Raw genomic sequence first — 20230 nt, 5'->3', positions numbered from 1 at the left:
GGGCTAACTATCATGTTCGTAGCGAGCAAACTTCCGCAACACCTCGGCCAATCAGGCTGGGTATCCATGCTTCCTCCGAGGACGCCGCGCTCATCGCTCAATGGCACGGTGAATGCCGATATCGCGGTAATCGGTGGCGGCTTCGCGGGGCTGTCAGCGGCAAGGCGTCTTTCACAACTCGACCCTGGCCTGACGGTCGTCATCCTGGAGGCGGGAGAAATTGCGGAAGGCGCTACGGGGCGCAACTCGGGCTTCATTATTGACCTGCCGCACGAGGTTTCCTCAGAAGACTACGGGGGGGCTGAGAGCAATGAGCGGCAACACGATATCAAGGTTCATCGCATCGCGATTGCCCTCGCGCAGGAGTTGGCCAATGAAAAGGGCTGGGGCAAGGATGTCTTCGACCCTTGCGGCAAGTACAACGTCGCGCTGGGGCCGCAGGGCGACAAGCATGTCGTGTCCTACGCGAAGCAGCTGGACAAGGTGAACGAACCGTACACGCTTCTCGATGCGAACGGGATTGCCGCTGTGACGGGAACCAGCTCATTCACTTCGGCGATCTTCACGCCGGGCACCGTCATTATCCAGCCCGCAGCCTATATCAGGGGCCTGGCCGATTCTTTCCGGCACCCTGTGAAGCTTTACGAGAACACGCCTGCCTTGTCGTTCGAGCGACAGGGCACCGCGTGGCAAGTCAAGACGCCGAAAGGTGTCGTGAACGCAGGAAAAATCATCCTCGCGAATAACGGACAGGCGCAAAGCTTCGGTCTCTTCCGTGGGCAGCTTCTGCACGTCTATACCTACGCCTCGATGACGGAGGCGTTCGATCCGAAGCGGCTCGGCGGGCAACGCTCATGGGCGGCGACACCTGCGTTCCCGATGGGCACCACGGTCCGTCGGGTTCAAGGCGACAAGGGAGACCGAATCCTGATTCGCTCACGGTACACCTATAACCCTCGCATGCAGGTGAGCAAAGGCGCGATTGCCCGGGCTGGCCGGGTTCATGACCGTAAGTTCGAGGCACGGTTCCCCATGTTGAAAGGGATGCCGATGGAGTACCGATGGGCGGGTGCCATGGCACTCACATGGAACGGCGTTCCAGCGTTCGGGGAGATAGAGCCCGGCGTCTTCGCGGCAATCGCCTGCAATGGAGTCGGCGCCACGAAGGCGACCGCATCGGGGATAGCCGCCGCCGAAGCCGCATTGGGGCAGGACTCGTGGCTGGTTCAGGTGTTCAGAGGCTTCGAGGCACCGAAGCGACTGCCGCCCCAGCCTTTTCTGACGATAGGCGCAACGGCAAATCTCAGCATGAAGGAATGGTCCGCCGGCCTGGAGTAATCACACTTTACGTCGCAAGACATGAAGCGCTGGTGAGCGACTGAATGATGGAGGAAAAGATGGACTGGATAAACAGATTCCCACATATGCAGGACGAAGCGCTTCTGCACATGAAGCGTTCAATCGATGACGGCTTTCGCGCATTTACGGCGGCATACGGCGACCCCATCGACAACTTCTTCCACCCGCTACAGGAATTCCTGATGGCGGCCGAGCGTTTCATGACCCAGACTCCGTGGCCCGTCATCATGCTGCTCGTGCTGGTCATCGCGTGGGGCGCCAGCAGGAACTGGAAGGTGGTCCTCGGTTGCTTCGTGACGCTTGCCCTCATTGGCTACCTCGACATGTGGCAAGACACGATGCGCACTGTGTCCATGATTTTCGTGTGCACGTTCCTGTCGATTGTCATTGGCTTGCCAATCGGGATTCTGATGGCGAAGTCAGACCGGGTCCGCAAGTGGGTGGACCCCATCCTCGATGTGATGCAAACCATGCCGAGTTTCGTCTATCTGATTCCTGTCGTGATGCTGCTCGGTATCGGACGTGTGCCTGGCCTTATCGCTGTAGTCATCTACGCGATTCCGCCGATGATTCGATTGACCAATCTCGGCATCCGGCTGGTCGACCGCGACATCCTCGAGGCCGCCGATGCATTCGGCTCTTCCGGTTGGCAGCGACTCATCAAGGTCCAGTTGCCACTGGCGCTTCCGACCATCATGGCAGGGGTCAATCAAACCATCATGATGGCTCTGGCGATGGTGGTCGTCGCTGCGATGATTGGCGTTCAGGGTCTCGGACAACCTGTCCTGAAAGCTATCGCGAACCAGTACTTCACGCTCGGCATCTTCAACGGTCTTGCTATCGTGGGTATCGCGGTTATCTTCGACCGCGTCAGTCAGGCATATGGCAAGCGGCTCCAAAAGCATCAGGAGGTGGTCCATGGCTGACATCAAATCCGGCGGCATCCGAATCCAGCATCTGTACAAGATTTTCGGACCCAAGGCCGCATCCCACGTTGAAGCTGTCAAGAACGGTCTGTCCAAGGCTGATTTGCTGAAAGAGACGGGTCACGTACTGGGCCTTAGAGACATCAATCTGGATATCCCGGCTGGTTCCATTCAGGTCATCATGGGCCTCTCAGGTTCGGGCAAGTCGACGCTCATCCGGCACATCAATCGGCTTATCGACCCGACCGCCGGAGAAGTCCTGATTGGTGGAGTGGATGTTTGCAAAATGGGGTTTCGCGACTTGCGCGAATTCCGTCGGCGCCAAACAGCGATGGTGTTTCAGAAGTTTGCGCTGCTTCCCCATCGGAATGTCCTCGACAACGTCGTCTACGGCCTCGAAATCTGCGGCGTGAAGCGCGGCGCATCGGTTGAGACGGCAATGCGCTGGATTGACCGTGTCGGTCTCAAGGGCTTCGAGCAGCGCTTTCCAAACCAGCTGTCGGGCGGCATGCAGCAACGTGTCGGTCTCGCGCGAGCACTTGCCATGGATGCGCCCGTTCTCCTTATGGATGAAGCTTACTCGGCGCTCGACCCGCTCATCCGCATGGACATGCAGACCGTGCTGCTGGACCTCCAGAAGGAAATCAAGAAGACGATAGTGTTCATCACGCACGACCTGGACGAGGCTCTCCGCCTTGGCGACCAGATTGCCATTCTGCGAGACGGCTGCATCGTTCAGCAAGGCACGAAACAGGACATCGTCCTGCGCCCGGCCGACGAGTACGTGACGAATTTCGTGAAGCAGGTGAATCGCGGGCGGGTTGTCTGTGTCGAGTCTGTCATGTCAGCGTTGCGCGGGGGAGTTGCATCGGTTGGAAACCACGTTACGGCGGGCACAACGATCGAGGAAGCGATTTCGATGCTCACGCGCAACCCTGCAATCGAGCAACTGACTGTTGTTGGTGCGGAAAATCATCCGCTCGGCACCGTGAATCTTCATCAGTTGGCCTGTGCCCTGATTACTTCGGAAGATGGTTGCGACGCGGTTCGAATGCCTGCCGAAGACCGCGTTCGCACGGATGCCACGGTTGCTGTTTCCCGCGCGTGAATTCCATCCCCCAATCAATGAGCCGATATGTTTAACCGAGCCGAACACACTCTTGAAGCTGTCGACGCTGAATTGCTCAAGGCGATCAACCAGGAAAACCGTCGCCAGGAAGGTCACATCGAACTGATAGCGTCGGAAAACTACACCTCGCCGGCTGTCATGGCGGCGCAGGGTTCGCAGTTGACCAACAAATATGCCGAAGGCTACCCGGGCAAGCGCTACTACGGTGGCTGCGAGTACGTCGATATCGTCGAGCAGCTCGCCATCGACCGCGTGAAGCAGTTATTCGGCGCCGAAGCCGCGAACGTACAGCCGAACTCTGGTTCGCAGGCCAACCAGGGCGTGTTTTTCGCAATGCTCAAACCGGGTGACACCATCATGGGCATGAGCCTCGCTGAAGGTGGCCACCTGACGCACGGCTCGCCCGTCAACATGTCCGGTAAGTGGTTCAACGTCGTGAGCTACGGACTGAACGAGGCCGAAGACATCGACTATGAAAAGACCGAGGCGCTCGCCAGGGAGCACAAGCCGAAACTCATCATCGCCGGTGCGTCGGCGTTCGCGCTGCGCATCGACTTCGAGCGCCTGTCGAAGATTGCGAAGAGCGTGGGCGCGTATCTCATGGTCGACATGGCGCACTACGCCGGTCTCATCGCCGCAGGCCTATATCCGAATCCCGTGCCGTACGCGGACTTCGTGACAACGACCACGCACAAGAGCCTGCGCGGCCCGCGTGGTGGCGTCATCCTGATGAAGGCCGAGTACGAGAAGCAGATCAATTCCGCGATCTTTCCCGGCATTCAGGGTGGTCCGCTGATGCACGTCATCGCGGCGAAGGCAGTTGCGTTCAAGGAAGCACTATCGCCTGAGTTCAAGACATATCAGCAGGCTGTCGTCGACAACGCGCGCGTACTGGCCGAGACGCTCGTCAAGCGCGGCTTGCGCATCGTTTCCGGTCGCACTGAAAGCCACGTGATGCTTGTGGACTTGCGCGCGAAGAAGATTACGGGAAAGGCGGCGGAAGCGGCACTCGGCGCTGCGCACATCACGGTCAACAAGAACGCGATTCCGAATGACCCGGAGAAGCCATTCGTCACGAGCGGTGTGCGTCTCGGCTCGCCAGCGATGACGACGCGTGGCTTCGGCACGAAGGAGGCTGAACTGGTTGGAAATCTGATCGCCGACGTTCTCGAGAGTCCGGAGGACGTTGGCACGATTGAACGCGTGCGCGCTCAGGTTGCAGACCTGACGAAGCGTTTTCCTGTGTATCTCTAGTGCCGCGTAGCCATATGGGGTAGTCGAAAAGTAAACGCATGGCGGATGCCGCTGAGGATAGCCGGATTTATGGCCGCCGATGCGGTCACTGATGTTGGAAGGTCGCTTCCGATGAGCGACTCGCGGTTGTTGTGAGGCAGGTGATCGAAGAAATCGTAGGTGACTATCGTAATGTGTTAGTTAGTTTTCCGATTCAAACGGAAATCCGAATAGCGCATGGACCAACGTATACCGGGGAAGCTCCGGCAACTTTTTGGGAACCGCAATGAAACTGAAATTTCTAGGGGTGCTTGTCGCGGTTGGGATTATCTGCTCCAGCTCGCAAGCCAACGCCGCTGGTTGTGGGAACGTGACGATCGCGAGCATGAACTGGCAGAGCGCCGAACTCGAAGCCGCCGTCGACAAGGTCATTCTTCAGGACGGCTATGGCTGCTCGGTGAATAGCGTTGTCGGAGACACGGTTCCGACGATTACGTCCATGGTGGACAAGGGGAAGCCTGATATCGTGCCTGAAGGTGCAATCGATCTGTTGCCCGCCGTCGCCAAGCAGGGCATCGATTCGAAGAAGATCATCCTGGCGGGCCACGTCATCCAGGAAGGCGCGGTCTATGGCTGGTACATTCCGAAATACGTCGCCGATGCTCATCCCGAGATCAAAACGATTCCTGATGCCCTGAAGCACCCGGAACTTTTCCCGGACCCGGAAGATCCCGGCAAAGGCGCGATTTATAACGGTCCTCAGGGGTGGGGCGTGACCGTCAACACCGCGCAGCTGTACAAGGCGTTCGGTGCTGAGCAGAAAGGATTCCGGCTCGTCGATACGGGTTCTGCGGCAGGCCTGGACGGTTCTCTGGTAAAAGCGTATGAGCGCAAACAGGGCTGGCTCGGCGTTTACTGGGCTCCGACTTCACTGCTTGGCAAGTACAAGATGGTCAAGCTGAGTGAGGGGGTTCCTATCGACCAGGCAGAGTGGAAACGGTGCACGACGGTCGCCAGCTGCCCCGACCCGAAGCCGACAGGATGGCCGGGTAGCCGACTGTTCACGCTGGTCTCAAAGCCGTTCGCCGACAAGGCAAGCCCGGACGTTTTGAAGTATCTGAACACACGTACGTTCACCACGGCTGACGTTCAGCAGGTGATGGCCTGGATGACCGACAACCAGGCAACAGGTGAAGACGCTGCAAAGCACTTCCTTAAGGAAAAGCCTGAAATCTGGACGAAGTGGGTGACGCCGGCCGCAGCCGAAAAAATCAAGGCGTCGCTGTAAAGTCAAAGCAAGACGGTTTGCTCGCTGGATTAGTTTGGGAAGCGAGCCTCCGGTGGGCGGCGATTGCCGTCCCACCGAAGCCATATCAAGAAGAACTATTCCCTTGATAAGCTCACGATGAAAGCAGTCATGGACAGCGCAAAGGGTTATCGACGACTCATTCCATCGCTAACGGCGCTGGTCGAGTTCGAGGCGGTAGCGAGACTGCGAAGCTTCACGCTCGCTGCTGCCGAGCTTGGCGTTACCCAGGCAGCGGTTAGCCGGCAAGTGAGGCTCCTGGAGGAAATGCTTGGCGTCCGCCTGCTCGACCGGTTGCATCGCACCACCACACTTACAAGCGAAGGCGAGGCCCTGTATGCGGTCGTTGCCGAGGCGATGGGAAAAATCGCGGGTGTTTTTGATCGCCTGTCGACCGGTATCGAAGACGAGGAACTTGTACTTGCAACGACCGCAGCGTTCTCGCATTTCCGCTTGATGTCCAGCCTCGCGAGGCTCAAGCGTCTTCAGCCGACCCTGCGCATTCGCCTTACCACGACCATGTTCACGGCGGACCTTCGCCACAACGAAGTCGATGCGGCGGTCCGTTGGGGCAACGGGCGGTGGAGCGATGGCACATCACACCTTCTTTTCGGCGAGCAGGTGTTTCCGGTATGCTCGCCAGCCTGGAAAGACGAGTTCGGTGCCCCCGCGTCCCTGGAAGAACTCGCGAACATGACGCTCATCGCATATGACCCGACGTCCGAAGGATGGCTGACCTGGGAGGAATGGTTCCGGGCCGTGGGCGCGTGTCCAACGAAACTCAAATACGGTGTGCGTACCTGTCTTTATACGGATGCAGTTCAGGCGGCCCGGCTTGGACAGGGGGTTGCGCTTGGCTTTGGTAGTCTGCTGCACGAACACCTCGCGTCAGGCGAACTCGTGCGTCTGACGAGCGCTTCCATTACGCTGAACGACGCCTACTATCTGGTCGTGCCACACGGCAAGGCCATGTCCCCGACGATTCAAGCGCTGATCGAAACGTTGAGAAACGCAGTCGGGATCTCCTGAGAAGCTATTTTCCGGACGGTCGGTGCACCGCGCTTGAACGTCTCGGCGGAGGCGCTGCGCGACAAGCTTTGCGCCGCGTTCGGACGCTCCCATTCCTAGTACGGCTTGATATCCCCTCGCCGCGTTCGAACGCGCCCTTGGCCCCGGCCGGCCGGCGTTTGCTGGACATGCCCGACCTATAATTTAAAGTAATACTTCCGCGAAAATAAAGCGCATTGACGCCGTTTTTAGGTAATCCAATACTCAGGGGTAACGCGGGAACATCCGAAGTCCCGATATCCCTAAACGTTGGAGAAAGACGATGTCTGAGTTCGTGTTGAAGCCCCTTGGTGAACTCGTTCGAAGCCGCGAGCCTGGGTGCGGATTGCCCGGAGAGGTTTTTAGCCGACAGGATGTATTTGAAACCGACGTCGACATTTTTTTCCACAAGCACTGGATTATGGTCGGTGTGACGGCGGACGTTCCGGAGCCAGGTGATGTTTCCGTGGTCGATATCGGCAAGGCGTCCGTCATCATCGTGCGCGATGACGACGAGAACGTTCGCGCATATCGCAATGTGTGCCGCCATCGTGGCGCGCGCCTGAAAGAAGCCGGAAAGTCGACGGTCGGCGTGCTCGTATGCCCGTATCACCAGTGGACGTACGACCTTGACGGCAGCTTGCGGCACACCAAGCACATGGGGAAGGACTTCGATGCCACCTGTCGCAGTCTGCGGCCAGTGCATCTCAAGGTTGTCGGTACGCATGTGTTCGTGTGTTTCGCAGAAGAGCCGCCGGCCGACATTGCGAAGCTCGAAGAAACGATGACTCCGCGCTTTGCCCCTTACGAATTGCAGAATACGAAGATTGCGTTCGAGTCGGAGATTATCGAAGACGGCAACTGGAAGCTCGTGATGGAGAACAACCGTGAGTGCTACCACTGCGAAGCGGGGCACCCGGAGCTGAAAATGTCGTTTATTCCCGAGTCCACCAGTTCGAGTTCGGACGGGATGGATGAGGTGTCGCTGAAAGCCTTCGACGAATATAACAAGCTCACTGCTGACAGCCAGAAAGATTGGGAAAGCGAGGGATTGCTTTGCACAGCGGTCGAAGAACTCAGCGGAGACGTCGCCACGCATTTCCGCACCCAGCGACTGGTCATTGCGGGCCATGGGGAGTCGCAGACGATAGACACCAAGGTCGCGTCGCGGAAACTGCTGGGTGATCTCAGTCGCCGTGACCTTGGTGACACACATATGTGGACGCACAACTCGTGGACGCATGTGATGAGTGACCACGCGATGATTTCCTACATCATCCCGCTCACTCCGGAAAAGACACTTGTTCGAACGAAGTGGCTGGTCCACGCCGACGCGGTGGAAGGCGTGGACTATGACCTCACGAAACTGACCGAGGTATGGGTCGCCACGAACGCCCAGGATGCAAGTCTCGTCGCCATCAATCACCGTGGTGCGAAGGACCCGGGATACATTCCCGGCCCGTACTCGCCGTCTACCGAAAACTATGTCGACCAGTTTGTAGATTGGTATGCCGGGCGTCTGAAAGCACACGGAATCTAACTCGCCAGACGCGCTTGAACAAGCGGACACTTCCTGTGTCCGCTTGTCGTACGATCCCTCAGCGCACAGGTACTTGCCCACGTGCGAAAGCATGTGCTTCACGAAGGACGGGCTTGCTCCGTCCTTTGTTGTCTCTTTACGACTAGAAGAGCCATGAGACTTTCAACGGTTGCTTTCGTTCTCCTGGGCCTCCTCGGGGGCATGAATCTCGTTTACATGAAATGGGCCACGGAACTCATCAGCCCGATTCAGGTGGCCTTCTTGCGCGTCCTTTTCGGCTTCCTCCCGTTGGCGCTTGCAGCCTGGCATCAACGCGCAATCACGCGCGACCAACTGCGCCTGCTGCCTCATTTTCTGATTATGGCGGCTGGCGCAACGGCCTTTTACTTTGTCGCTATCATCAAAGGGACCGCAATGGTTCCGTTGGGCATTGCAGGCGTTCTTGGCGGCTCGATTGCACTTTTTACTGCGATCTTTTCCCTACTCCTTTTGCGGACCGAAAAGCTAACCTTGATTATGGCTGCGGCTGTCATGCTTGGCTTTTTGGGCATTGTCCTTATCGCTCGTCCATGGGAGAGCGGAAGCGGCGCGATTAGCGCTATAGGAGTTCTGTGGTTGCTGGCGAGCGCGTGCGTCTTGGGACTTTCATACATCTACGTTCGCGTTTTCTTGTCTCCCGCCAACTTGCCGCCCCTCGCCTTGACCACATGGCAAATGGGGTTGGCGCTGCTCATTCTGTCGTTCTGCACGGATTTTACAGGGATGGACCGATTGCTCCTGGACTGGCGCGCGACTGCCGGTGTAATCGTGGGCCTTGGTTTTCTGGGAACTGGTGTGGCCTTCCTTATCTACTACTACCTGCTCGATGAGCTAGGTGCCGTCGCATCGTCAAGTGCTAACTACCTTGCTCCTGCCGTAGCCCTGTTGATAGGCTGGGCTCTCGGCGAGCGATTTGGGCTGCTGGAACTGGTCGCCATCGCGCTGGTTTTTGCCAGCATTGCCTTGGTTCAGATTGAGCAACAGCGGACAGTGTGTCTCCCTGCGTCCAGTAGCTGAGGCCTGGTCGAAATAGGCGCCTCCGCTGCGATGCAGTTCGGCCGATCTTCGAATCCGTTCGGGCAATACTCGACCGAGTGACAGCGGGGGAAGTTCGTCGACGTCGACAGATCCGACGCTGATCGACGCCATCGCCGTGTCATTGCATCCCACGCCTGTGTTACTACCACGCCGCCGACGCTTCGGCCGTCGTCCTCGAACTGACGCGGGTTCTCGCGGTTGCGCGTTGGACACCGCGACAACATAAGGCAAACATCAGTTCCAGTGGCATGTCGTTCGAGCAGTGACCGTTGCCCATTCTCTGCAGGTATCGCCTTCGGTGCTTGACGCGGCAAGGCGTGCACAAGACTCCAAGCCCGACGGGTAAGTATTTGCCCGTAGAACAAAAGAGCGAGATTCGACGGAAAATGACTTCCGAGACATTTTTGTGCGGAACAGTGGGCCGAATCGCGAGCCTTGTGAACGAATGTTCAGAAATGCCCGATCTGATGATTTGCGATGCCGGCTCGAACGTGGTGACATTCCTCTGATCGACTCACTGTCATGAAAACACTCCTTTCCCTCATCGCGGCGTCCGCGTTATGTATTACCCCGCTCATCGCCGGCGCACAGCAAACCGTTCGAATCGGCGTGTCGGCGCCGCTCACTGGCCTGGGCGCGTCCAATGGCAAGGACATCGAAAACGGCGTGCGTCTGGCAGTTGAAGAGGCGAACGCGCAACACAACAACATCGGCGGACAGCCGGTACAGTTTGAACTCGCATCCGTCGATGATCAGGGCGATCCGCGCATTGGCGTTCAGGTCGCGCAGAAGCTGGTCGACGATGGCGTCGTGGCCGTGGTCGGCTATTACAACTCGGGTGTGGCGCTTCCTTCCTCGCCGATTTTCGCGCGCGCGGGCATTCCGTTGATCGATCCGGCGGCGACGAATCCGGCGATCACGCGCCAGGGCTTGAACAACGTGTTCCGCATCATTGCGACCGACACACAGAACTCCGGCAACGCGGGCACGTATGCGGTGAAGGTCACGAAAGCGAAGCGGATCGCGGTGATGGACGACCGGACCGCCTTCGGACAGGGAGCGGTCGAAGAATTCAAGAAGGCCGTGCGAGCGGCCGGTGGCCAGATCGTGTCCGAGGAATATACCAACGACAAAGCCGTCGAGTTCAATGCGCAACTGACGAATATAAAGGCGGCCAACGCCGACCTTCTGTACTTTGGCGGGCTCGATGGCCAGGCGGGCCTGATCGTCAAGCGCATGAAGCAGCTTGGCTTGCGCGCGCAGTTCGTCGGCAGCGGCGGCATTGCTGACAGCGTCTTCATCGGTTCGGCGGGAAACGCGGCCGAAGGGGCGATGGCCTGGGAATACGGCCGGCCCGTCGATTCATTGCCCGAAGGCCGTGCGTTTGCGGACAAGTTCAAGAAGCGCTTCGGCGCGGATACGCTGACCTATGCGCCGTTCGCTTACGACTGTGCGTGGCTCGCCATCACCGCCATGAAACAGGCGAATTCCGTGAAGCCTGCTGTGTTTATGCAAACGCTCCGCACGATTCAATACAACGGCATCACTGGACGTATCTCGTTCGATAAATACGGCGATCTGAACAATCCGACATCGACGCTTTATCAGGTCAAGTCGATGAAATGGCAACCGGTGACGACCATCGGTGCGGAGAAGTGAGGGACGTCGCCGTTTGTCGGATTGAATGAACTGGTGGACTTCGAACGCTCGGTCGCAGAAACGGTATCGGATAGCGATTGCGATGAAGTCCGGGCGCGGCGACCTGACTGCGGACCGGCTTTCTCCTGAACGTCGATCCGCGTACAAGCTCATCAGGAACGCTTATACATAGGACAAGCAGTGCCTGGAGTATCGTTTTCCCCGCTTCAACTCGGCTATGTTGATCATGGGCTTTGCATGTGCGTCTGGAAGCGCTAACGCTAGATCGGGAAGAGGGAATGATGGAAAACGAAAGCGCGATCGCTCGCGGTCAGTCGGCGGTGATGGTCGTAACGCCACATACCGGGACATTGGTTCCGCCGGATCTGCTTGCCCATCCTGCCTGGGAAGCCGTCAATGGTCGACTATCGGACCCGGGAGGAAAGGCGCTTGGTGCCGTTGCGCGGAAACGCGGGATCACATGCATATCCGCCGCACTTCACCCGTGCGTAATTGACCTGAACGTTGCGCTGAACAATACCGCCTTGTCCCATCGATTGAACCGGCTGGGCCTTTGCCGTACACACACGTCGAGAGGAGAAGCGCTCTACTTGCCAGGAGCCGAACCCAGCGATGCGGATGTGCAGCGTCGGGTCGAGGAGCACTGGAAGCCGTTCCATGCGTCGATTCTGGCGGAACTGAGCCGGCTTCGCGAAACGCACGATAACGTGTTGATGCTGGTCTCACATGCGTGCGCTTGGCTGTCTCCGTATCGGACGCAGCCGGGCGGGGCTGATTGCAACTTCAGCACCAACCACGGTGCGTCCTGCGACAGAGCGATCGTCAGCGCGATGACCCATGCGGCGCAGGCACTGGAACGCTCATGGGTCGTCAACGGGAAGGTGGCCGACGCGTTCACTGCGCAGCGCTATGGTCGACGGGAGTGTGGTGTTCACGTCATCGAACTGGAAGTGGCAGGTCGGTGGCGCAGAGAACTCGAGCTTGCGCAGAGCGACGCGCGCGGTGACGCTGAATCCGATGCGCTTATGGTGGAGATTCTGTGCGCCGCTGAGCGCGCACTTGACGGCGTGGCCGCGCCAGGTGTTCCCGCCGACCTGTTTCGCGATTTTCACGACGCGTGTCTGGATTAGTTTTGCAGTATCGGCGGCAACACGGCTCTGAGGCTGAGGCGCGGTTCGAAGAAAACGCCATCGATTTACTGCTCGTCCGGGATGTAGACTTCTTCCGGTTGCAACGCCAGTGCCTTGGCGATGTCTCGCGAGACCTGCTTTTCGAAGGCGCGCTTGAGCAGGTCATAGAGATCGGCAGGCAGATGTCCCAGTTCGTTCTCGCGATGGGCGAGGAAGAACGACCTGCTTAAAGGGTGATATGGCCGTCCTTGCCGGGAAAACATGGTGAGCGGCACGACGCGGATTTCCGGCAGGTAGTGGCGCGATTGCCATAAGCACAACGGCGTCGTGAGCGCGAACCCGAGTCCGGCGGCAACCAGGCTCAGCATGGGATCTGTCGCGTCGAACTCGCACGTGCGATCGATATCTTCGCCATGTGACGCAAGGTAGGCGTCGACATGTTGACCAATCACAGAGCGCGAGCTGTATCGGATGAACTGAAGGTGACGGCTCAGTTCCGCGAGAGTTGTGATCCGATCGATTTCAAAGCTCTTGGGCAAGACGGCGACGTATGGCTCCGTGAAAAGCTTCTGGCGCTTGATGCCCGGGGCGTTTGAGAAGCTTGTCGTCGTCACCGCCATATCGACCTGGCGGGCCTCCAGTTGTGCGTCCAGGGTCGGCGTGATTCCGGACCACAATCTGATCTGATGCGATGTGCCGGACAGGGCCTTGATGATGATCGGGCCGATGGTCGCAGCGAATGAATCGACGCAGCCAAGACGAACGACGACACGCTTTGCGCGAGTGACGTTCCGCACGCTCTCGACCATCTGATCGGCGCCCTGCAGCAGAACGGTAGCGTGTTCGAACAGACGTTGCCCGGCGGCCGTCGGTCTTGCAGGCCGGGTGGTGCGGTCAAGAAGGCTCGTGTCCAATATCGATTCCAGCGCCTTTATGCGAAGGGAGACACCCGCCTGGGAAATGGCAAGCCGATTGGCAGCATCGGAAATAGATCCGGCTTCGACAACTGCAACCCAACTCGCAAGGAGCCCCCAATCCGGGAACTGCTCGGGAGCACTCTCTTTCACGATCGCCATGACGTTATCTGCCTGCTAGAAATCTTTCGTCCTTCGCCCGACTGGCTTGCGCCCGTCAGTTTCAGCGTGTGTCGATGCACAAGACCCGATGTGGCACGCACTTTCATCACGGCCCATGCGTCCTCCATGAAATCAGTGGTTGGTGCCGGCGTAGCACATCATGCTCGTCTTCCACCCACGATTAGTCGCGTGGTCGATGACACCGTGAAAAACGCCGAGCACTTCACTGATGCTCATTGTTCCGGCGACGCGGTGTTCGATCCACAACCCGTGCACCAGCGCCATTGCCTGCATTGCGTAGATTGTCGCCATCGTCTGATCGCAACCGGCTTTGCGCAGGTCCCATATGAAGTTGGACCGCAGTCGACGCGAGAAGGCGGTGCAAAGCCGTTGCACGTCCTTGTCGTATGCCGACGAACTCCACATGTGCGGCCATACGTTTGCGGCACCCGGACTCATCACTTCGTCACTGAAGCACATGTCCGCCGTGAATTTCATGCGTTCGACGGGATCGACAATGCCGCGACGTCCCGCCGTGAGCTGTTCGCGCACTCTTCGAATCATATAGACGAACGTCTTATAGACGAGGTTGCTCTTGTTCTCGAAGTGATGATGCACGAGGCCGACGGAAACGCCGGCGTGCTCGCTGACCTTCCTGATCGTAAGGTGTTCGAGCCCAACGTGGCCTACGACTTCGAGCGTCGAGTCGATCAGTCGATAGCGCATTCCTTCGTACTGAATGGGGTCGTCTTTCCGGCTATCAATCTCAGCGGCCCGCGACTTCTGTTCTTGCATTTCCCGATTCCACAGTTGATTGAGTAGCGCTTCGCGACGTGCCCCAGCGGACAGGGCGGCGACGAGGGCAGACGTCGACCAAATCTGAACATATGTTCATCCCATGTCAGGTACGTCGATGCCCTCGTGCCCGCATTCATATTGAACAATTGTTCACGAAAATAGCGCGCATTCAAGCAGGTGAAAACCCTGAGAAGTATCGACTCTACCGCGTTTTCCCCTATGACACCGACGCAAAAATGATTTTTGATTGAAGGAAGTTCGGATATATAGTTCTCGAAACAGTATTTGTACTGAACGTATGTTCAGCATGAAAGGCGGGCTGGCGGGAGGGGCTGCACCCCGTCGACGAATATGACGCACACTGTATGCTTATTTTGCTGAACCGTTGATCAATATGTTCGAGGCCCAACTGCCTGCACTCGCTGCGACCGTTTGCGCGGAAACAGGCAATCGGCATCGGCCGAACACGGGCAAAGGTCGGGGGCATTCGCGCCGCGGCTGAATGCAGTGAGCGGCCAGGACACGGAGAGCGGCGTGAGGGTCGCGTTCGACGAGGGTACTGCCCGACATGATTTTGGGCAGCGAGTGGGTTCGCTTCAGGTCGGGGCCGTCAACGACCAGAGTGAATCACGCATCGGTGTATAGAAGCTGACGACACCTGTCGTGCAGTCGTTGAGGCGAGATGCTTTTCATAACGACGGGCGAAACCAAAGCATAACGTTTGATTGAACAGTAAGACCGATTTTCTTTAAAGACTACTCTCGGCAGTGAGGTAAAGCGTTGAGGAGTGACACGGCCAAAAGAGGTGTCGCTTTTAGTCGATAACCGCAGGCCCTGCGCTTCCCCGTAGTCCGTCCCAATTGCTTTTTCGTAAAAGGAGTTAGCGTGATCTCAGGCCCACAATTCCCGTTGCCGGCAAACGAAACCGAAGTGAGTTTCCGTTCCGGCACCGCTGCTGCGGCAGAGCTTTCCAAAGCACTGGAGCAACGAGAAGTAGTCGACATTCCGACGGTGATCGGTGGTAAGCGCTACTACTCGAACGACACCGTCGAAGTGCGTGCACCGCACGACACGCAGCGCGTACTCGCGCGCATTCATCGTCCGACGGAAAGCCAGATCGCCGAAGCGATCAAGAGTTCGGGATCTGTCGCGAAGGACTGGGCGAGCCTGACGCATGCAAGCCGCGCGACGATCCTTCATCGGGCCGCCGACATTGTGGCGACGCGTTCGCGCATGCGCATCAATGCGGCCACGATGCTCGGGCAAAGCAAGACGATCGATCAGGCCGAGCCTGACAGCGCATGCGAATTGATCGATTTCCTGCGCTTTAACGCATACAACGCTCAACGCGTGTATGCGGAGCAGCCGATGTCGGTTCCCACTGCTGTCAATCGCGCGGACTGGCGCCCGCTGGAAGGTTTCGTCTACGCGGTTTCGCCTTTCAATTTCACGGCGATCGGCGCGAACCTCACGACGGCACCGGCCATCATGGGCAATACGGTTCTCTGGAAGCCGTCGGAGAAGTCGGCACTCGCGAACTGGATCTTCTACGAAGCGCTCGAAGAAGCTGGGCTGCCGCCGGGTGTGATCAACTTCGTCCCCGGCGATGCCGAGTTGACCACGCGTGTCGCTCTGTCTTCGCCGGATTTGGCAGGCATTCACTTTACCGGATCGTCGGCTGTGTTCCAGTCGCTCTGGAAGGGCGTTGCATCGAAAGTGGAAAGCTTCCGCACCATTCCGCGACTCGTCGGCGAGACGGGCGGAAAGGACTTCGTTCTGGCGCACCCATCGGCGAATGCATCGGAAATCGCAATCGCATTGATCCGTGGTGCGTTCGAGTATCAAGGCCAGAAATGCAGCGCTGCGTCACGCGCCTATATCCCGCGCAGTCTCTGGGCGGCCGTGAGTCAGGAAATGCGTGACCGTCTCGCGCAGTTGAAAGTCGGCGATGTCGCGCAGTCCGATACCTTCATGGGCGCTGTGATCTCCCAGGCCTCGCACCAGAAATTGAGCCGGGCGCTGGCAGCGGCCAGAGAAGATGCGAGCGTCAAGATCGTGTCAGGCGGGAAGACGTGGTCGGAGCCGGGCTATTTCGTCGAGCCGACGGTATTGGAAGTGAGCGACCCGAAGCACGCGCTGATGAAAGAAGAACTCTTCGGTCCCGTTCTTTCAGTGTTCGTTTATGACGATGCGAACTGGGAAGAGACGCTGCAACTGATCGATTCGACCAGCCCCTATGCGTTGACGGGTTCGATCTTCTGCACCGACCGCTTCGCCCTGCATCGCGCAGAGCAGGTTCTGATCAACGCCGCGGGCAACCTCTATCTGAATGACAAGCCGACGGGCGCGATGATCGGCCAGCAACCGTTCGGCGGCGGTCGCGCGAGCGGAACGAACGACAAGGCAGGCTCCTACCTCAACCTTCTGCGCTGGGCATCCCCGCGCGTGGTCAAGGAAACGTATCTGCCCCCGCGCGACTGGCAGTTCGGCGCTTAAACCTGATTCCGGCTTCTCCTGAGGAAATGTCATGTCTACCATTGTCTCTTTCAAGAATGTTCAGAAGACGTACGACGGCGAGACGCTCGTCGTCAAAAATCTCAACCTCGAGATCCAGGAGGGTGAGTTCTTGACGATGCTCGGGCCGTCGGGCTCTGGAAAGACAACGTGTCTCATGATGCTAGCGGGCTTCGAGACCGCAACGCATGGCGAAATCCTGCTTCAGGGGAAGCCGATCAACCGTATTCCGCCGGAGCGCCGCAACATCGGCATGGTGTTCCAGAGCTACGCGCTCTTTCCGCACAAGTCAGTGGCGGAGAACCTCGCCTTTCCATTGAAGGTGCGGAAAGTATCGAAGGATGAGATCGCGCGAAAGGTGAAGCGCGCGCTCAACATGGTGAACATGGAAAAGTTCGCCAATCGCATGCCGGCCCAGCTGTCGGGCGGGCAGCAGCAACGGATCGCTGTCGCGCGGGCGCTCGTGTTCGAACCTGCGCTCGTGCTGATGGACGAGCCGCTCGGCGCGCTCGACAAGCAGCTTCGCGAGCAGATGCAATACGAGATCAAGCAGATTCATGAGCAGAGCGGTTTGACCGTCGTGTATGTCACTCACGATCAGGGCGAGGCGATGACCATGTCCGACCGGATTGCTGTCTTCAACAACGGCATCATCCAGCAGCTCGCGCCGCCGCCTGCACTGTATGAAAACCCTGAGAATGCGTTTGTCGCGCGGTTTATCGGCGAGAGCAATGAACTGCTTGGAACGGTCGCGTCCGTGGATCGCGAGCGCTGTACGGTCAAGCTGGAAAGCGGACAGAACATCCAGGCATTCGCCGGCCCGAGTGTTCGCGGGACTGGCTCCGCGAGCATCTCCTTGCGACCGGAAAGGGTGACGGTCGGCGATCTGGCAAAGAACTGCGACAACGTCTTTCAGGGCGGTGTCAAGGATCTCATCTACTACGGCGATCATCTTCGCGTGGTCATGCAGGTGTGCGGGAGAAACGACTTCATCGTGAAGCTGCCGAACAACGGCGTCGCGCGTCAGCTGCGTATTGGTGATTCAGTGCACGTCGGGTGGATGGCGGAATGCTGCCGCGCGTTGCAGTAACTGACTGAACACCGCGTAACGAACCGACATGACGCACGCGGAAACCAAAGGAAAAAATTAGTAGAACTAGTGGAGACGAAGGAGAACCACGTGCCGCAGGGCGCCGGCTTTTCCTGGTTTCATCGGATGGCGATTGCAGGCCCATCCGGGTACGAAAGTTTGGTGTTGAATTGACGAGGAGGACGCGGCGCTAGCCGCTGGACGATGATGATACTTCCCCACGATATGGCCGTGCCCGCGGACCAGTCACCTCAAATGACTGTGAAGGACTCGAAAAGTCTCAAGGCAAAGCTCCGCAGCGCTGAACGCACCGAGCGCGTGAAGGCTTTCCTTCTGGTAGCTCCGCTGCTGATCTTCCTCCTTGTCACCTTCCTTGTTCCCATCGGAAGTCTGCTGATGAAGAGCTTCCGGGACCCGACGCTTTCCCAGGAGATGCCGCACGCATCCGCGCTGCTTCGGGAATGGGACCCGAGCGGAGACAAGCTGCCAGGGGAGCAGGTGTATGACGCATTCGCCCATGATCTCCTTGCGGCAAAGGGAAGCGAGGGCGTGAGCCGGATCGCGTCGCGACTGAACTACGACGAAGCCGGAATGCGAAGCCTGCTCATGAAGACGGCTCGTCGTCTGGGCGATGAGGGCACGGGATCATGGCATCAGCGCCTCACCGCGATCGACGCGCGCTGGGATGACATCGCTGCATGGTCCACGCTCAAATACGCTTCGTCGCCATGGACGTTGGGCTACTACCTGAAGGCATTCGATTTCAAACGCGACAGTCATGGTGCGATCGTGCGCCAGAGCGAGAGCGAACGGCTCTACGTCGATGTTTTCGTTCGGACTGCATGGGTGAGCATTGCGGTCAGCGCGCTCTGTTTGCTGTTCGGATACCCGGTTGCGTTTTTCCTTGCCAACATACCGGCACGCTACAGCAACCTGTTCATGATCATGGTTCTGTTGCCCTTCTGGACGTCGATCCTGGTGCGGACGACCGCCTGGGTGGTCGTGCTGCAGAGTAACGGGGTGATCAACGATGTGCTCAAGCACCTCGGCTTGACGGACCACGGATTACCGCTGATCTACAACCGTTTCGGCGTATTGGTTGCGATGACGCACATTCTGCTGCCGTACGCGATCCTGTCGCTCTATTCGGTGATGAAGGGCGTCCCGAACATCTACATGAAGGCGGCACGTTCGCTTGGCGCGGGTCCGATCCACTCGTTCTTCCAGGCGTATTTCCCGCAGACGCTTCCGGGTGTCGGAGCGGCAGGGATGCTGACGTTCATTCTCGCCGTCGGCTACTACATCACGCCGGCGATCGTCGGCGGCCCGGACGATCAGCTGGCCAGCTACTACATCGCAAATCATGTCAACAACACCTTGAACTGGGGCCTGGCAAGCGCGCTGGCTTCCATTCTGCTCGCAGGGGTGCTGCTGATTTATGGCGTGTTTGTCCGCATGACGGGCGGCGCCGGCGTCAAGTTGGGGTGATCGAAATGTTCAGTTTTCCCGCATATGTAACGATCTGGGGACGTCTGGGACGATGGGCGCATGTGATCCTGTCGGTGGCAGTACTTGTGTTTCTGATTTCCCCGATCCTGGTCGTGATGCCGCTGTCGTTCAACTCGCAGCCGTACTTCACCTATCCGATGCCAGGCGTCAGCCTGCGCTGGTACCAGGACTTCCTGAATAGTCCGGAATGGATGCTGGCGCTGAAAAATACGCTGATCGTGGGCGTTGTTTCGACGCTGCTCGCAACCTCGCTCGGCGTGATGGCTTCCCTCGGGTTGACTCATCCGCGCCTGAGGGGAAGGGCGCTCATTACGGGCATTCTTGTTTCGCCGATGATCGTTCCGTTGATCATTACGGCAGTCGGCGTGTACTTTGCCTTCAGTCCCTTCGGCCTTGTCAACAGCCTGACGGGTCTGATCCTCGCGCACGCCGCGCTTGGCGTGCCGTTTGTCGTCGTCACCGTGACGGCGACGCTCGCAGGCTTCAACGAAACGCTGTCACGGGCAGGCCGCAGCCTGGGTGCCTCGCCGCTGCGCGTTTTCATGCAGGTGAAGCTTCCCATCATTGCCCCTGGCGTGATCTCGGGCGCGCTGTTCGCGTTTGCAACCTCATTCGATGAGATTGTCGTCGCCCTTTTCCTGACGGGCACCGACCAGCGAACGGTACCGCGTCAAATGTGGGCAGGTATCCGTGAGCAGCTCAGTCCCACCATCCTGGCCGTGGCAAGCGTACTCGTCGTCATCTCGACGCTGCTGCTCATCACGCTCGAACTACTGCGGCGCAGAACCGAGCGTCTGCGCGGAACGGCCAATCAGTTCTGATCAATCGGTCAACAAA

General features: G+C 58.4%; 16 protein-coding genes. 14 read left to right on the top strand and 2 right to left on the bottom strand.

Going from position 1 to position 20230, the window contains the following annotated elements:
* The first annotated feature begins 12 nt into the window (after positions 1-12).
* The 10 genes from AB4Y32_RS18825 to AB4Y32_RS18780 all read left to right on the top strand — a co-directional run bounded on the left by AB4Y32_RS18825 (position 13) and on the right by AB4Y32_RS18780 (position 12406).
* Complete coding sequence (locus AB4Y32_RS18825) at positions 13-1338, top strand: NAD(P)/FAD-dependent oxidoreductase (RefSeq protein WP_368722780.1); 1326 nt, start codon at positions 13-15, stop codon at positions 1336-1338.
* Positions 1339-1397: 59 nt separating this feature from the next.
* A complete protein-coding gene (locus AB4Y32_RS18820) occupies positions 1398-2285 on the top strand; it encodes an ABC transporter permease (RefSeq protein ID WP_368722779.1) in 888 nt (295 codons plus the stop codon).
* Positions 2278-3393 carry a glycine betaine/L-proline ABC transporter ATP-binding protein gene (locus tag AB4Y32_RS18815; RefSeq protein WP_368722778.1) on the top strand — a complete coding sequence of 372 codons (1116 nt, stop codon included), beginning with the start codon at positions 2278-2280 and terminating at the stop codon, positions 3391-3393. Before AB4Y32_RS18820 ends, AB4Y32_RS18815 begins: the two co-directional genes overlap by 8 nt.
* A gap of 27 nt (positions 3394-3420) precedes the next feature.
* Positions 3421-4668 carry a serine hydroxymethyltransferase gene (gene glyA / locus AB4Y32_RS18810; protein WP_368722777.1) on the top strand — a complete coding sequence of 416 codons (1248 nt, stop codon included), beginning with the start codon at positions 3421-3423 and terminating at the stop codon, positions 4666-4668.
* Between the two features lie 265 nt (positions 4669-4933).
* Positions 4934-5935 carry a glycine betaine ABC transporter substrate-binding protein gene (locus AB4Y32_RS18805; RefSeq protein ID WP_368722776.1) on the top strand — a complete coding sequence of 334 codons (1002 nt, stop codon included), beginning with the start codon at positions 4934-4936 and terminating at the stop codon, positions 5933-5935.
* A gap of 129 nt (positions 5936-6064) precedes the next feature.
* Positions 6065-6982, top strand: a complete 918-nt coding sequence (locus AB4Y32_RS18800) for a LysR substrate-binding domain-containing protein (protein ID WP_368722775.1) — start codon at positions 6065-6067, stop codon at positions 6980-6982.
* Between the two features lie 301 nt (positions 6983-7283).
* Positions 7284-8540 (top strand): aromatic ring-hydroxylating oxygenase subunit alpha, encoded by a 1257-nt coding sequence (locus tag AB4Y32_RS18795; protein ID WP_368722774.1) that lies wholly within the window; start codon positions 7284-7286, stop codon positions 8538-8540.
* A gap of 153 nt (positions 8541-8693) precedes the next feature.
* Entirely contained in the window at positions 8694-9596 is a 903-nt protein-coding gene (locus AB4Y32_RS18790) for a DMT family transporter (RefSeq protein WP_368722773.1), read from the top strand.
* Between the two features lie 543 nt (positions 9597-10139).
* Complete coding sequence (locus tag AB4Y32_RS18785) at positions 10140-11276, top strand: branched-chain amino acid ABC transporter substrate-binding protein (protein WP_368722772.1); 1137 nt, start codon at positions 10140-10142, stop codon at positions 11274-11276.
* 278 nt (positions 11277-11554) lie between these two features.
* On the top strand, positions 11555-12406 hold the full coding sequence (locus AB4Y32_RS18780; protein ID WP_368722771.1) for an N-formylglutamate amidohydrolase: 852 nt from the start codon (positions 11555-11557) through the stop codon (positions 12404-12406).
* 65 nt (positions 12407-12471) lie between these two features.
* On the opposite strand, the gene AB4Y32_RS18775 is transcribed toward AB4Y32_RS18780, so the two are convergent.
* Positions 12472-13482, bottom strand: a complete 1011-nt coding sequence (locus AB4Y32_RS18775) for a LysR family transcriptional regulator (protein ID WP_368722770.1) — start codon at positions 13480-13482, stop codon at positions 12472-12474.
* A 132-nt stretch (positions 13483-13614) separates the two neighbouring features.
* On the bottom strand, positions 13615-14277 hold the full coding sequence (locus AB4Y32_RS18770; RefSeq protein WP_368722769.1) for a TetR family transcriptional regulator C-terminal domain-containing protein: 663 nt from the start codon (positions 14275-14277) through the stop codon (positions 13615-13617).
* Between the two features lie 888 nt (positions 14278-15165).
* On the opposite strand from AB4Y32_RS18770, the gene pruA reads away from it, so the two are divergent.
* The 4 genes from pruA (at position 15166) to AB4Y32_RS18750 (ending at position 20214) form a co-directional block, all read left to right on the top strand.
* A complete protein-coding gene (pruA, locus tag AB4Y32_RS18765) occupies positions 15166-16776 on the top strand; it encodes an L-glutamate gamma-semialdehyde dehydrogenase (protein ID WP_368722768.1) in 1611 nt (536 codons plus the stop codon).
* Positions 16777-16807: 31 nt separating this feature from the next.
* Entirely contained in the window at positions 16808-17884 is a 1077-nt protein-coding gene (locus AB4Y32_RS18760) for an ABC transporter ATP-binding protein (protein ID WP_368722767.1), read from the top strand.
* A gap of 225 nt (positions 17885-18109) precedes the next feature.
* Positions 18110-19372, top strand: coding sequence for an ABC transporter permease (locus tag AB4Y32_RS18755; RefSeq protein ID WP_368722766.1), 1263 nt, complete (start codon positions 18110-18112; stop codon positions 19370-19372).
* A 5-nt stretch (positions 19373-19377) separates the two neighbouring features.
* Positions 19378-20214: an ABC transporter permease gene (locus AB4Y32_RS18750; protein ID WP_368722765.1), complete on the top strand. Its 837-nt coding sequence runs from the start codon at positions 19378-19380 to the stop codon at positions 20212-20214.
* Positions 20215-20230 lie beyond the last annotated feature (16 nt).

This window comes from Paraburkholderia phymatum, from assembly GCF_040965635.1.
Taxonomy (GTDB): domain Bacteria; phylum Pseudomonadota; class Gammaproteobacteria; order Burkholderiales; family Burkholderiaceae; genus Paraburkholderia; species Paraburkholderia phymatum_B.
The sequence above is the reverse complement of the archived record's forward strand: the minus strand, read 5'-3'. Positions and strand labels throughout refer to the sequence as shown.

Excerpts from the sequence above, each read along its gene's own strand:
- AB4Y32_RS18750 (WP_368722765.1), top strand. The coding sequence starts at position 19,378 with ATGTTCAGTTTTCCCGCATATGTAACGATCTGGGGACGTCTGGGACGA.
- AB4Y32_RS18760 (WP_368722767.1), top strand. The coding sequence starts at position 16,808 with ATGTCTACCATTGTCTCTTTCAAGAATGTTCAGAAGACGTACGACGGC.
- AB4Y32_RS18770 (WP_368722769.1), bottom strand. The coding sequence starts at position 14,277 with ATGCAAGAACAGAAGTCGCGGGCCGCTGAGATTGATAGCCGGAAAGAC.
- AB4Y32_RS18775 (WP_368722770.1), bottom strand. The coding sequence starts at position 13,482 with ATGGCGATCGTGAAAGAGAGTGCTCCCGAGCAGTTCCCGGATTGGGGG.
- AB4Y32_RS18785 (WP_368722772.1), top strand. The coding sequence starts at position 10,140 with ATGAAAACACTCCTTTCCCTCATCGCGGCGTCCGCGTTATGTATTACC.
- AB4Y32_RS18790 (WP_368722773.1), top strand. The coding sequence starts at position 8,694 with ATGAGACTTTCAACGGTTGCTTTCGTTCTCCTGGGCCTCCTCGGGGGC.
- AB4Y32_RS18780 (WP_368722771.1), top strand. The coding sequence starts at position 11,555 with ATGATGGAAAACGAAAGCGCGATCGCTCGCGGTCAGTCGGCGGTGATG.
- AB4Y32_RS18815 (WP_368722778.1), top strand. The coding sequence starts at position 2,278 with ATGGCTGACATCAAATCCGGCGGCATCCGAATCCAGCATCTGTACAAG.
- AB4Y32_RS18755 (WP_368722766.1), top strand. The coding sequence starts at position 18,110 with ATGGCCGTGCCCGCGGACCAGTCACCTCAAATGACTGTGAAGGACTCG.
- AB4Y32_RS18805 (WP_368722776.1), top strand. The coding sequence starts at position 4,934 with ATGAAACTGAAATTTCTAGGGGTGCTTGTCGCGGTTGGGATTATCTGC.
- AB4Y32_RS18795 (WP_368722774.1), top strand. The coding sequence starts at position 7,284 with ATGTCTGAGTTCGTGTTGAAGCCCCTTGGTGAACTCGTTCGAAGCCGC.
- AB4Y32_RS18825 (WP_368722780.1), top strand. The coding sequence starts at position 13 with ATGTTCGTAGCGAGCAAACTTCCGCAACACCTCGGCCAATCAGGCTGG.
- glyA (WP_368722777.1), top strand. The coding sequence starts at position 3,421 with ATGTTTAACCGAGCCGAACACACTCTTGAAGCTGTCGACGCTGAATTG.
- AB4Y32_RS18820 (WP_368722779.1), top strand. The coding sequence starts at position 1,398 with ATGGACTGGATAAACAGATTCCCACATATGCAGGACGAAGCGCTTCTG.
- AB4Y32_RS18800 (WP_368722775.1), top strand. The coding sequence starts at position 6,065 with ATGGACAGCGCAAAGGGTTATCGACGACTCATTCCATCGCTAACGGCG.